Source organism: Ignavibacteria bacterium (genome assembly GCA_016707005.1).
Lineage (GTDB): Bacteria > Bacteroidota > Ignavibacteria > Kapaibacteriales > Kapaibacteriaceae > UBA10438.
In genome coordinates this window covers 757,054-770,618 of record JADJIQ010000005.1, presented here as the reverse complement: position 1 = coordinate 770,618, position 13,565 = coordinate 757,054, and the positions used below count along the sequence as shown (strand labels likewise).

At 52.7% G+C, this 13,565-nt stretch carries 10 protein-coding genes; 7 read left to right on the top strand and 3 right to left on the bottom strand.

Annotated features, from left to right (window positions below; translation table 11 throughout):
• Position 1 precedes the first annotated feature (1 nt).
• Positions 2 to 1,180, bottom strand: coding sequence for a L,D-transpeptidase family protein (locus IPI29_11610; GenBank protein MBK7413191.1), 1,179 nt, complete (start codon positions 1,178 to 1,180; stop codon positions 2 to 4).
• Between the two features lie 40 nt (positions 1,181 to 1,220).
• Between IPI29_11610 and IPI29_11605 the strand changes: the two genes are divergently transcribed.
• From IPI29_11605 to IPI29_11590, 4 genes are all read left to right on the top strand, one after another.
• Complete coding sequence (locus IPI29_11605) at positions 1,221 to 2,030, top strand: glutaminyl-peptide cyclotransferase (protein ID MBK7413190.1); 810 nt, start codon at positions 1,221 to 1,223, stop codon at positions 2,028 to 2,030.
• A gap of 131 nt (positions 2,031 to 2,161) precedes the next feature.
• Entirely contained in the window at positions 2,162 to 5,374 is a 3,213-nt protein-coding gene (locus tag IPI29_11600; protein ID MBK7413189.1) for a hypothetical protein, read from the top strand.
• Positions 5,375 to 5,400: 26 nt separating this feature from the next.
• Entirely contained in the window at positions 5,401 to 6,393 is a 993-nt protein-coding gene (locus IPI29_11595) for a T9SS type A sorting domain-containing protein (GenBank protein MBK7413188.1), read from the top strand.
• A complete protein-coding gene (locus IPI29_11590) occupies positions 6,390 to 7,022 on the top strand; it encodes a T9SS type A sorting domain-containing protein (protein MBK7413187.1) in 633 nt (210 codons plus the stop codon). Before IPI29_11595 ends, IPI29_11590 begins: the two co-directional genes overlap by 4 nt.
• Here the strand turns inward: IPI29_11590 and IPI29_11585 are convergent.
• Together IPI29_11585 and IPI29_11580 are read right to left on the bottom strand one after the other, a co-directional pair.
• Complete coding sequence (locus tag IPI29_11585; GenBank protein ID MBK7413186.1) at positions 7,012 to 8,400, bottom strand: MBL fold metallo-hydrolase; 1,389 nt, start codon at positions 8,398 to 8,400, stop codon at positions 7,012 to 7,014. The two genes, IPI29_11590 and IPI29_11585, sit on opposite strands and share 11 nt — an antisense overlap.
• 10 nt (positions 8,401 to 8,410) lie before the next feature.
• On the bottom strand, positions 8,411 to 8,617 hold the full coding sequence (locus IPI29_11580) for a DUF2892 domain-containing protein (GenBank protein MBK7413185.1): 207 nt from the start codon (positions 8,615 to 8,617) through the stop codon (positions 8,411 to 8,413).
• 158 nt (positions 8,618 to 8,775) lie between these two features.
• Between IPI29_11580 and IPI29_11575 the strand changes: the two genes are divergently transcribed.
• The 3 genes from IPI29_11575 to IPI29_11565 are packed head-to-tail and all read left to right on the top strand — an operon-like array spanning position 8,776 to position 13,546.
• The gene (locus tag IPI29_11575) at positions 8,776 to 10,179 is read left to right on the top strand and encodes a cobalamin-dependent protein (GenBank protein ID MBK7413184.1); all 1,404 of its coding nucleotides are present in this window, start codon (positions 8,776 to 8,778) and stop codon (positions 10,177 to 10,179) included.
• Entirely contained in the window at positions 10,176 to 11,555 is a 1,380-nt protein-coding gene (locus IPI29_11570) for a DUF4397 domain-containing protein (GenBank protein ID MBK7413183.1), read from the top strand. Before IPI29_11575 ends, IPI29_11570 begins: the two co-directional genes overlap by 4 nt.
• Positions 11,556 to 11,560: 5 nt before the next feature.
• Positions 11,561 to 13,546 carry a hypothetical protein gene (locus IPI29_11565; GenBank protein ID MBK7413182.1) on the top strand — a complete coding sequence of 662 codons (1,986 nt, stop codon included), beginning with the start codon at positions 11,561 to 11,563 and terminating at the stop codon, positions 13,544 to 13,546.
• Positions 13,547 to 13,565: the final 19 nt, after the last annotated feature.

The window sequence follows — 13,565 nt, the reverse complement described above, 5'->3', positions numbered from 1 at the left end:
GCTAGTTCGTAGCTGATGAGGATGTTGGCTGTTGAGATTCGGCCTTCTTCTTTGCCTCAAGCTTACGTTTCTTCTTCTCTTGGCGCAGCTTATTGAAGTTGATGCTCTCGCGGAGATGAACACCTTCTCGGATGATCCCGCGTTCGCGCAAGACGCTGTCAGCCGTTACGTACCGCTTCTTGTCTCGCAGGGATCCACGAACTTCCTTCGGGATCTGCGAGATCGGGATCAGTGCTTCCTCTATCGCATAGAGATCCTTCGGCATTTCAACTCGAACATCGGAATTTGACGTGAGCTCAAGCCATGGGCCCCCTCTTCGACGTCTGAAGTCGAAGATGTCGAGGATCACAACGGGAGTGCCGGACCATGGGATGAATCGGTGCTGAACGGTGTCGACGCGTGCCGTGCGAACCCAACGGTACAGCCACTCTGCATCAGACAGAAACTGCCGAACACATGAGTGCGAAACCGGTCTGCCCGGCATGTCAAATTGGTGGAAGGCGCTCCCGGCCTGTAGGTGGAAATTGACAGTGAATGGGAGGATCCACGTACTATCAAGCGACGAGATGCGCTTGCGATCTCGCCAGTTCACGGCATAGCGACCGGGAAGTGTTGGCTTGCGTTCTTCACCCGAGTTACAAGCTGCAAAACGAACCAATTCGCCATTCTGATAACAGGCGTAGGATTGCCACGTGTTGCTGATGAAGACAGCCTTCTTGACCGTATCCCCTTCCGGCCAATATTGAGGGAAGACAGAATATGCTCTGAGGTCTTCGATGATTGTATCCGGGAGTACTAGGGTATCACCGATGCGGACGTATTGAATGTCCTTCCGGTTAAGGAGCGTCAGTGCTCTGTAGTTCGTCCACGTGTCCTTGGACTTTGCGAACGTCCTGCGAATACTGTCGAGCACTTCCTTGGAGTCCACCGGCAATCTGTGATAGGTGATCTTCGGAAATCGCGAGTTCAGAGAATCTGCACGGCGATCTCTTTGCTCTTCGATAGCCCGAACCGAATCGATCCGGTGCTTTTCAGCCACGTCTTCCGTTGAGGCTTCCTTACCGCATGATGCAAGGAACAGTGAGGCAGCCATCGAAAAGAGGATGGTGCGATTGCGTGTTTTCGAACGGGTCTTGAGCTGCATGATGAGTTTCGAATCTACAGAACGTCGGCGTGCCAAAGGTGTTCAGTAGATTCGCTGCACACCGAGATATCAAACCATGACACGCCGAATACTCCCAATCATTCTTTGTGCCAGCCTTGCGGCATGTTCAACAGAACGTCCGGCAACCGAACGCATACCAGAAGCCCCTTTTCCGAAAGTAGAATCAGAACCTACCGTTCGAACCTTTGGATTTGAGGTCGTGCGCACTCTTCCTCATGACATAAAGGCCTTCACCCAGGGCCTTGTTGTTCATAAAGGCGTATTTCTGGAGAGTACGGGGCAGAACGGCCAATCAAGCATTCGGATCGTTGAGATCTCCTCCGGGAAGGTCCGCAAACTCGAAAAATTGGATGACCGGTACTTTGGTGAAGGTATGACGGTGCTCAACGGCAAGGCTTTTATGATCACGTGGCTCAACCAAACGGGATTTATCTACGATGCGGCAACGCTAAAGAAGCTCGACATGTTCTCCTATGCCGGGGAGGGGTGGGGTCTGACGAATGACGGGACGAACCTCATTATGAGCAACGGTTCCAATGTCCTTTCAGTGATCGATCCGCAAACATTTGCTGTGGTACGCAGTATTTCCGTTACTCAGGATGGTTCATTTGTGAATCAACTCAATGAACTTGAGTGGATCGACGGCGAGATCTGGGCGAACATCTGGCAATCTGATCGCATTGTTCGCATCAACCCAGCGAACGGAAAGGTCACGGGTGTTGTAGATCTCACAGGAATTCTTCCAAACTCATCGCGAGATAACACCACGGATGTCCTCAACGGCATCGCCTATGACTCTGCTGCAAAGGCCATCTACGTTACGGGAAAGAATTGGCCCTCGATGTTCCAAATACGGATACAGTAGCAAGTAGATCCCGTTCGAAAATTTAGTTCACGGAACGCGTCACGTTTCGTCAGCTCAAAAGCACAACCTCCTTACGCCCCTTTCTTCAATGATGAAAGGGGCTTGTTTCACTCTCACAAACGGAGGTTGTGATGTATCGTATTGTCATATCCTTGATCGTGCTTTTGAGTCTTCACTCTCAAGCACAGAATGTTCCTCTCCTCCATCCCGTATTTCCGCAGCCCGGACAGAACAGTGTAGCGATCTCATCATCGATCGTGATCAGGGCACCAACAGCGATCGATGCTCGCAGTGTAACAGTACAATCGCCCGACGCAGAGATATCAGGATGGAGACCAACCGAGCCCACGATCATGGTCGTGCGTGAGTCCATTGCGCAGCGTACCGATCCGCTCCGACTGTCAGAGCAGGCAATCATTGGAAGAACGGAGTACGTAGACCAGCGAACATTGCGATGGACTCCGGCCATGTTGATGGAGAACACAACCTACCGTTGTATCGTACGCGGCGTTGTGCTCGATCAGCGAGCAGGAGGCCGGATGTGTGCCCCATTGGAGTTTACGTTCCGTACGGCCGCTGACGTACCACGTATTGCTGCAACAACGTTCGACACTATTAGAGTACTCCCCTGTTCGCGAGATCTGTTTGTACAATTCACGGAGCCCCTTCCCTTTCCCGGACTCATTGATCAGGTTGTCATTCCCGAACAACTTCATCACGACGGAACGTGGAAACCGTTGGAGTCGGCGCGGCGGTTGTCTGATGACAGGAGGAAGATCGTGATCTCACCACGAGGCTCGTGGCCTACGTCAGCATCGATACGGCTACGGTGTATGATGTCCACCCTCACCGGCGATGACTATGATGACCGCACAGAGTCGGGAATTGTACGTGGTGCAAGCACGGTTACCTTGTCTGTAGAAGCTACAGATGGACGTCCGATACCAGAACAAGTGCAGGCTGTGACATCAACGTTTGATAGGGTGCTACACCATGGAACGCCCCTTGTAGCAACCATCCCCGCTCAGCTCCCGGATCATTGGCGGTTTGTGCGGTGGGAGTGCAAGGATCTCCCCCAGGTGAATGGAAAGACATCGCACCGACTCGATGAAACAATACCCTGCCATTTGTATTCGGAAACGATATCCATAAAAGCGATCGTTGAACACATCGATACGATCAACGTTGCCGTAACCATTGATTCAGGCGGTACTGTGGATGTCTATGATCAGGATGGAAGACATCTCGGACACATCGCTACTTCCGGAAGCATCGGAGTGACAACATCAACTACGAGCATCAGCTGTATCGCTACGCCATCAGCACATCACACCTTCTCCGGTTGGACGTCATCTATGCCGTCGATCAACGGGTCCACAGCCGGAACGATCGTTGTCCCAACAAAAAGCATGAAGGCAGTTCCCGGCACCTATGTCAATCCTCGGTTCACACCATTGAACCCACAGCGAACGGAGATGTTCAGGCTTGTTGCGCGCATTGCAGACGCCGATCCGGATGAGACGTTCAATGTGGCAGACGGAGTGGCATTCACAACCGAGGATGAGTTTGAAGATGTAGTTGAAGGGCAACGCACGATCTGCGTTCAGGCTTCACGGTGTTGGGAGATCATCGGCTACCACGACCCTTCGTCTGGCCCGCTGGTATGGTTTGACGGAGGACGAGCCGATCTCTGCCTGACCTCCAAACTGCTCGATCCGGAGAACAACGTGGTGATCTATGCCAGGCGAAAGCAGATAGAACTCCGCCTGGAGCGCGTCTTGCTTGGCTCTGAAGATCCCAACAACATTCTTGTTGGAAGGCAACCGCATCCCGAAACACGAGTCGACGTGGAGCTACGCAAGAGGATCAACGGACAGTACGTTTGGCAACCAATGTCGCAGATCACATGTAGTCAGGGGGCTCATCAGTACGGACGTTATGCATTCAAATGCGGAGACAACATTCGCTTTGTTGTGCGCGCGGCTACCAAGCGCGGTGAGGAATGGCGCTGGTGGAGTAGGTTGGATAGGTATGCCATTCCCGCTGTGGAGAACATCACCGATAAGGTGCAGACATATACCATGGTGGTCGACTTTGACATGGCTCAATTCGATGGTATGAACTGCCTTGGTCAGCCAACAGGACTGCGTGAGATCAGAACACAGGCAGCCTTCCGGCAGTACTTCGGGATTGCCTCCATCGGACTCCGCGTCCGCGGCAACGCGAAAGGGGAACGCCACAGCTCGAAGTTTGAAGAACGCTGGTATGACCCAGCTACCTATTTCGATCTGGATCCCGATGAGCCCCGTAGCGGAAGACACCTTGAATACGTCGCACGTAAAGGAACAAGCGTCAAGCTCAAGTTCACTATGCCCATCGACGGTCCATCTGTGTTGGCTGGCGGGATCAGTGCAGAGAGCGTGGACAACATCCTTGTGACCGACCCGCACGCCACCGGATTGGACTTTACCGTGACCACCGGACCGAATGGGAACACAAACTTCCTCCCCACAAATGGTCAGTCTGCCGACATCGTTGAGTTCTTCATCTGCGATCCCACCACCACTCCGATCAAACAAGCCCTTCATGGTGGACTGATCGACATCACGTGTACAACCGGACTGATGTCTGCCTCCGGAGAACATCTACGCAATAGCCACCTCTTCTCCCTCCGCCGGATGGAACTGCCGGGACTTGGTCTTCGACTGCGAGAAGCGGAGTTCGCCTATGACGGCGATTGGGACTTCTGGCCGTTTGAAAATGATGGTGAAGTATACCACGCCATGTATGGAGCCGATCTGGCACAAGATGCTGCACTCCTAACGACTCAAGGCTTTGCCCGCATCCCCGACTGTGGTCAGCAGCAAGGGGCCCAAGGTGAATGTACCACGGAGCACAGTGATAAAGGAGCCCCCTTGAACTTCGGCGACAAAGTTGTGTGGCTTCAAACCGCATGGATGGGCGAGTCCGATCTGGCTTGGTGGTCCATGTCATCATGGGACGAAGACTGTAAGGATGAAAATGACTGTCTCGTGAACCGACTTGGTGACGTGATCGATGCTGTAAAGAAGCGTACAGAGCAGTATGGAAGCACCGGATCAAAGAAGGACCTCGATTGGAAGACCATCCTTCCGGACATCGTAAAGACAGGTGTGGATATCATCGCTGCTCTATTGCCTCCCGATGAACAAGATGAACCGCTAGGCGAGGCATCGTTCCTAGAAGACCGGCAGAATCTCTGGGGAATGCGGAGTGCCATTGCGCCAAGGATTGAAGCCCGACACGAAAACGTGACGTATCGACTACGCGGACAATGGTTCGTGTCTCGAGCGGTTGTTCGATAACACCATCTACCCGAACAGAGGAAACAATGACACGATACATCGGACTACGGATTATCACTCTGGCGATCACATGCACGGCCACACAGACAACGTTCGGTCAGTGGGAAGATCACATCACTTGTCACGAAGCCTTCATCGATCTGCGACCCGTTGATAGCTGGAGCGGATACATCCCCCGGTGTATGGACACACTTCGCATTGGCTATACCCGAGCTATGCAGCGATCCACATCAAGTGTGGATACAGTCTGTGCAAGCCTCTTTCGCATGCAGCGCATAAATGGTAAACCTGTTTATGACGAAGTGCAAGCGCAGATCACCTGTGTTGGGCCTTCACAGCTGACAGTGATCCCGACGGCCGGCCTTCCTGCAGCGGACAACGATGGAGTTCCAATCACCTATATGATCCAGATGTATTGCAACTACTGGCATGGTGAAGGCGAGTACGACACTACACGGATGTTCTTTGCAAAGGCAGATGGGTTCAAAGCCTACGCACGTGCCGTGGATAGCGAAACCGGAGAGGATATCACAGAGCTTGGTCTTGTAAAGCCCACCTTTGAGAACAAGGATCATTCACTCCAAGATGGGATGATGCTCACGGGGTTCTATGGTCAGAGATACGCCTTTGAACGATGGACAACGACAGATGTCGACCTGCTTCCGGATCCTTTGGCGAGCAGGCAATTCCTCGACTCTCTGTGTTGGCCGGTTGGACGTTCAGTGGAATACATCGGGCATTTCAAAAAGACAGCGACGGGAGTAACGCCCTTAGTGGCGTCACAACGGACGGTGGAACATCGTTCATCCGCAATTCGAATTCGGTCCGATAGCCGTGGTCCATATACAGTATCGATCTATGACCTTCAAGGTCGGAGCACCCATGAATCCATTGAGGTAGGTGCTGAGACCACGATCGATATCGGGCATATGTCGTGTGGACTTTATGCAGTGGTCATTCAAGACCCACATCAAACAACAATTCATCCGATCATCATTACAACGGAGAACCAACCATGAAAACCATTCTCTTGATCAGCATTATCGCTCTGATGTTCAATTCAGCGCACGGTCACGTTTGGCCGTCAGGTGGGGCTACTGAACAGCCCCTTATCGCCGGAACGCCGGTAACGATAACCTGGGATGACGCTATCTCCTCCCAGCATGTACGCCTCGAACTTTGGGACGGAGAGAGAGCTGCTCGGACGCAGATCGCTACTCACATTCGTTCGGTGGAAAGGCAATATGAATGGACGATCCCAGCTGATCTACCATCCGGAAACCACTATCGCTTTGTGGTCCGCGACGAATCGCGTCCGAGTATTGCAGTGTACAGTCACGGATTTGCCTCCATCGTCAGAGCGCATCCCATCACAAGCACTGTGGCATCAGAGCCGCCGGTGAAGTTCGCGATCGCGCTCGAACCTCAGCCCGCAACCGACCGTCTGCGGGCAACGTGGTCTGTGGACGGCGTAACACAACTCGAGATTCGAGACGTGGCAGGTCAGCTTCACTGGGATCAGATAACGCATCCGCAAACATCAACGATCGAGATAGACACGCAGCGTCTGCCAAGTGGAGCGTATACGCTCGTATTGCATCGACAAGAAGGTCAGACGGTTATGCAGACGTTTATGATCAAACGCTGAGATACTCCGGCTCTTTGTTTAGAGCGTAGGGGACACCGAGACGAGGGATGATGATGCGTGTACCCGGGAGTCGTTCCCGAATTTCGAGTGCGAGCCCGTCGCACGCTTCCGGTTCACCATGCATGATAACCACCGTTGATGGCCGAACATCCATTGCAAGGGAGACGAGGCCTTCTCTGGAGGCATGAGCACTGAAGCGAAACCGTTCGATCTCGCATGTGCGACTCACACGAGCGCCTGCGAGGTCGAACGGCGTCTTCGGTTTTGAATTCATCAATTGATATCCCGGGCTCGTTGGATGTTGAAACCCAATGAAGGCGATCCCAAACTTCGGCTTTGCCATCCATCGCTGAGCGAGGTTGAAGGAGATCGTACCCGGATTTACCATCCCTGAAGACGCCAACACGATCGAAGGTGTCTTCATGTAGGAACCTGTATCAAGATCGAAACGATGGATAGGCTCTTGGGGAACATCAGAGATCTCAAAGCCCGGACGTCTCATCGGGTCACTGTAGCAATACTGATCGTAGATCTTGCTGATACGTGTCCCCATTCCCCCGGTATGGATAGGCAGATACGGAATGGAGCCTCTCCGCATCATTGCATACAGCAGGGCAAGCATCTCCTGCATTTTCCCAAGTGCAAAGCACGGGATGAGGATGGATCCGTTGCGTTCACTGATCCTATTGATGAAGGCAGCAAGACGTTTGGTCTCCTCGGCTATGGTGGGCATTTCTTCCAAGGCCCCGTTTGTTGCCTCTGTGATCAACACATCCACGTGATGTCTGGGTAGTGTGGCCTTTGGGATCACGGTTTGGTGATCGAACTGCACATCCCCCGTGTGGAGAATGCTGAAGCCCTTGTTTGCGAGGCTGATGCCTGCAGAACCAAGAATGTGACCCGACCAATGAAAGGCAGCCTTCACATCCGATCTTCCGTTGTAGCCCCTAAATGTAAGGGGCTCACCATACGGTATTGCTTCGAACGCATATCGTAGTTGTTCTATCACGTCTCGGTGGTAGAACTCCAGCCATTCCTTCGGAACATGATCCGAGATCTCTGTTTTGAGCAATCGAGCGCCATTGGGGAGCATCACGTGACTGAGGTCGCGTGTGGCGTGGGTCATGATCGGACGCAGATGCGGGAACCGACGCATCACATAGGGTAACGCGCCGATATGGTCGGTATGCGCATGTGTGGTCAGGAGCACATCCGTCTCTCGGTCGCCTATGAGGTCAACCGCCGGAAACGCCCTTTCCGTCCGATCTCTCGGATGGAGTCCGGCATCGACAAAGATGCCCGTTCCATCCAGATTCAGATAACAACAGTTCGCGCCGATCTCCTCGGCGCCTCCCAACATGATCAGCTCTGCATTCACAGAGCGGAAGTTACGAGGCAGTCTTGCAGGTCTTTATACCGAAGATGGTATAGAGGGGGCAAAACGACACCAGACTCGTAAGGACAAACACAACGGAGAGGCTACCCAATACCCAGGCCCACGTGCCTGTGACGGCGTCCATGTATATAGCGATGCCTATGGCAACAGCTACCAAAACCCGGAAGGCACGGTCGATCGAACCCATGTTCTTTGTCATATACGCCTCAACAAAACTGTGAGAAAACGTGACATTTGTGTGGGAGAACACGCATCAAACATAGCACAGAACTCGCCGCCACTAAAGTGAGTTAGGTCACTTACGTGGGTAACATGCGTAGTTTTGCTACGTTGTCCACACTGTCAACCGATCGGTCTATGGAATCACCAGCCCCCTACGTACCTAAAAACAAGGTTCGGATCGTTACCGCAGCGTCCCTGTTTGACGGGCATGATGCGGCGATCAACGTCATGCGGCGGATCATTCAGGCCACCGGATGTGAAGTGATCCATTTGGGCCACAACCGTTCCGTGCTGGATGTGGTGGAGTGTGCTATCCAAGAAGACGCCCAGGCAATTGCCATGACGTCCTATCAGGGCGGTCACGTGGAATACCTTACCTACATGCGGAACCTGCTTGTAGAACGGGGCGCTGGTCACATCAAGATCTTTGCCGGGGGTGGAGGAACCATTCTGCCGACAGAGATCGAGACCCTCCATGCTAATGGTGTCACTCGGGTCTACTCCCCAGACGATGGAAGGTCTATGGGGCTCCAAGGGATGATCAATGATCTCGTGGAGAAGAGCGACTTCATAACACCTCTCGTGTACGCCAACGGCTTGGCTCAAAGCGTTCGCGAGAAGGATGCCATGGCCATCGCTCAGGCGATCTCCTGTGCTGAACGTGGAGATACCGATCAGATCGCCTTTACAACAGGCGGAAAAAGGTCGCCCGTACTTGGGATCACAGGAACTGGCGGAGCCGGTAAATCATCTCTAACCGATGAGATCGTACGACGATTCCTTCTGGATCACCCCGATAAGACCATTGCCGTTGTGAGCGTTGACCCTTCAAAACGGAAGACCGGCGGTGCGCTCCTGGGAGACCGCATCCGTATGAATGCCGTGAGCGACCCGCGCGTCTACATGCGTTCGTTCGCCACGCGTGAGGCAAATGTTGCTATCAATCCGCATGTCCGCAATGCGATCAATATCCTTTCCTACGCTGGCTTCGACCTGATCATTGTAGAAACAGCAGGTATTGGACAGAGTGATTCGCAGATCACGGATGTGGCAGACGTCTCGATGTACGTGATGACGCCGGAATACGGCGCGGCCACACAACTCGAGAAGATCGATATGATCGACTACGCGGATATCATTGCGCTCAACAAATTCGACAAGCGTGGCGCCCTTGATGCGCTTCGTGATGTTCGCAAGCAGTATCAGCGAAGCAGGCAGCTCTTTACCTCAAAGATTGACGAGATGCCGGTCTATGGCACGATAGCCTCGCAGTTCAACGATCCAGGTACAAACACTCTCTACAGAGCGTTGAATGATCTGCTCACAAGCCGATGCAACCTCTCATGGACATCCAACTTTGAGATCACCGACGAGATGAGCGAAAAGATATTCATCATTCCACCGGAACGCACGCGATATCTGGCGGAGATCGTTGAAAACAACCGTCGGTACGACGCCTTCGTTGAAAAACAATCAGAGCTCGCACGTGCCTTATGGCGCGTTCAGGGAGCGATAGAACAACTCACGTCAGCCAAATGACCACCACCTTCCACAGACGATCATTCAAGGGGGCACTTATGATGAAATTTTTCGCGCTGGCCATACTGGCTTCATTATTCGTTATTGGTTGCTCCGATGACGAGCCAACAACTCCACCGGACAACCAAACGTCGATCCGACTTCTTAACACCGTGTATGATGACACACTTGGCCTTGACCTCTATGTAGCTGGCAAGAAGGTAGCATCACGTGTGAAGTCGGGTAAGAGTAGTGGTTACGTCCTAGCCGGCACCAGCGGTGATAGTGTTAAGGTCGGCGTTCATTATGCCGACTCGTCCAAAGCGCGTATCGAGTCATTGCAGCGGATGTATACCGGCGGAAACTTCTCCGTCTACGCATTCCCACCGGCACGTACTTTCTCTGTCTCGTTCGGAGATGATGTTCGTGCTACCCAACCCGGTAAGTCTCGCATCAAAATGGTGAATGGCTGTCCGGACGGTGGTGCACTTTCTGTGGCAATCACCGATGAACTCAATCCACTCCTCGGTCCTGAGCCCTATACCGAACTCACAGGCTATTCAGACATCAATCCAGGGAAATACACGTTCTCTGTCTGGAAGAATGCATCGCCGACCAATGAGTTGTTCGCCTTTGATAGTGTGAGCATCGAACCTGATAATGCCTATACGTTGGTACTTACAGGCACGATTTCTGATGCAGATGGTTGGGGATTCATTGCTCGACTTTACAACGACAACGGAGACGGTAGCACGTATCGCGATCTGAGTGTTGCCCCTGACCGCGGTAAGATCCTTGTAGTCCACGCCGTGCCGGGTGCTCCTCCGGCTTCCGTTAACCTCGATGGTTCTGCCACTCCAACGATCAACAACCTTGCCTTTCCGCTTCAGACTCCGTACATCGACCTAGCAGCCGGACCACATACAGCCACTGTAACGGTTGGCGGTACACCAGTGATCTCCAACGCACCATTTTCGATCGTGAAGCGCGGAAGAACAACAATGTTCCTCTCTGGCTCTATCGTTCCGGCCAACCTTGCGCCGTTGGAATTGGTAGATCTCAAGAAGCCCCTTTCCACGAGTGAGGCAAGCATCCGCGTGGTGAATCTGTCGCCTGATGCACCAAATCTTGATGGGTATATCGTTACCGCAACAGGTGAAGAGAAGATCGTGGAATGTCAGGATCTCTCCTTCCGCGAGACCAGCTACAGTAACACGTTCAAGGGTGCCTTTTTCAGCCGCTTTCCAACAACCTACAACATGGTATTCAAGAAGGCCGGTACAACAGAGGTTGTCGTGGCCTCAACACCGGTCACCGTGCAAGCAGGAAAGATCGTTACGATCTGGATCGGTGGACTGGCTGCATCTGCCAAGCTCTATACCGTAACTCATAACTGAGACGTATGACCACGAAACATCACACGGATGCGATCGCCGCGCTTGAGGCAACCGCTCTAAACCTTGAAGCCCAACTTCATCATGAGGTTCGTGCGATCCTCGCTTCGTGGGAGAGCAAGAAGGCTGCATACACAGGTGAACACTACACCTATACGGTGCGTGGCAAGGACATTCGCGTTGCCAATCACGAAGAGTCGCTGAGCCATACCAAGGTTCCGAAGATCTCTCTGCCGAAATTCAAAGATTGGGGCGAGATCGTTCGTTGGTGTATGCAGGAGAATGTGCCTGGTGAGTTTCCTTACACAGCAGGCGTCTATCCGTTCAAGCGGACGAATGAAGATCCAACGCGCATGTTCGCGGGCGAAGGTGGTCCAGAGCGTACAAACAGGCGGTTCCACTACCTTTCAAAAGGAATGCCGGCAGCACGTCTGTCAACTGCCTTTGATAGTGTAACCCTCTATGGCGAAGACCCTGATCATCGTCCCGACATCTACGGAAAGATCGGCAACTCCGGTGTAAGCATTGCCTCTCTTGACGATGCGAAGAAACTGTATTCCGGTTTCGATCTCTGCTCTCCTACCACATCTGTTTCGATGACGATCAATGGTCCGGCACCGATGCTCCTTGCATTCTTCATGAATGCCGCCATCGACCAAGAATGTGAAAAGGTCATCCGCGAACGTGGTCTTGTTGATGATGTTGAAGCAAAGATCGATGCTATCTATGCGGCAAAGGGGCTTACCAGACCCATCTACCGTCACGGCGATGGTTCAACAGAACTCCCCGACGGAAACAACGGTCTCGGTCTTCTGCTCCTTGGCGTGACCGGTGATCAGGTACTTCCCGCCGACATCTATGAGGAATGCAGAAAACGTGCGCTGCAGAGTGTACGAGGAACTGTTCAGGCAGACATCCTCAAGGAAGATCAAGCGCAGAACACCTGCATCTTCTCAACGGAGTTTGCGCTGCGACTCATGGGTGATGTTCAGAAGTACTTCATCGACGAAGGGGTGCGCAACTTTTACTCGGTCTCGATATCCGGCTATCACATTGCCGAAGCCGGCGCCAATCCGATCACCCAACTTGCCTTTACGCTGGCGAATGGTTTCACCTACGTTGAGTATTACCTCTCGCGTGGGATGGACATCAATGACTTTGCGCCGAACCTGTCGTTCTTCTTCTCCAACGGTGTGGATCCTGAGTACAGTGTGATCGGTAGAGTTGCGCGCAAGATCTGGGCTAAGGCGATCAAGAACATGTACGGCGGTAACGAACGTTCGCAGATGTTGAAGTATCACATTCAAACATCAGGTCGCTCGTTGCATGCACAGGAGATCGATTTCAACGACATTCGTACATCGCTGCAGGCACTCTACGCTATCTACGACAACTGCAACTCGTTGCATACCAATGCCTACGATGAGGCTATCACAACGCCAACGGAAGAAAGTGTCCGCAGAGCTGTTGCTATTCAGCTGATCATTAATCGCGAGCTTGGGCTTGCTAAGAATGAAAACCCGCTTCAGGGTTCGTTCATCATCGAAGAACTAACAGACCTCGTAGAAGAAGCGGTGTACACAGAGTTCAAGCGTATCGCTGAACGCGGTGGTGTACTTGGTGCGATGGAAAACATGTACCAACGCAACAAGATCCAGGAAGAGTCTTTGTACTACGAGACGCTGAAGCATACAGGGGAATATCCTATCATCGGCGTGAATACCTTTCTCAGCTCCAAGGGCTCTCCAACGGTGATACCGCAAGAAGTGATCCGTTCTACAACGGATGAGAAAGAGCAACAGATCAACAATGTGCGGTCGGTGCAGGAGCGGAATGCTTCTACCACATCCGAGACACTTGCAGATCTGCGTCAGAAGGCCATTCACAATCAGAACATCTTTGCCGCGTTGATGGAGTCCGCCAAGGTCTGCTCGCTCGGACAAATGACACATGCATTGTATGAGGTTGGCGGACAGTATCGTCGCAACATGTGAGATCACAGTACAGGGGGCT

What these genes read in the sequence shown, in the direction of transcription:
- IPI29_11605 (MBK7413190.1), top strand. Translation starts at nt 1,221, where the DNA reads ATGACACGCCGAATACTCCCAATCATTCTTTGTGCCAGCCTTGCGGCA.
- IPI29_11600 (MBK7413189.1), top strand. Translation starts at nt 2,162, where the DNA reads ATGTATCGTATTGTCATATCCTTGATCGTGCTTTTGAGTCTTCACTCT.
- IPI29_11595 (MBK7413188.1), top strand. Translation starts at nt 5,401, where the DNA reads ATGACACGATACATCGGACTACGGATTATCACTCTGGCGATCACATGC.
- IPI29_11590 (MBK7413187.1), top strand. Translation starts at nt 6,390, where the DNA reads ATGAAAACCATTCTCTTGATCAGCATTATCGCTCTGATGTTCAATTCA.
- IPI29_11580 (MBK7413185.1), bottom strand. Translation starts at nt 8,617, where the DNA reads ATGACAAAGAACATGGGTTCGATCGACCGTGCCTTCCGGGTTTTGGTA.
- IPI29_11575 (MBK7413184.1), top strand. Translation starts at nt 8,776, where the DNA reads ATGGAATCACCAGCCCCCTACGTACCTAAAAACAAGGTTCGGATCGTT.
- IPI29_11570 (MBK7413183.1), top strand. Translation starts at nt 10,176, where the DNA reads ATGACCACCACCTTCCACAGACGATCATTCAAGGGGGCACTTATGATG.
- IPI29_11565 (MBK7413182.1), top strand. Translation starts at nt 11,561, where the DNA reads ATGACCACGAAACATCACACGGATGCGATCGCCGCGCTTGAGGCAACC.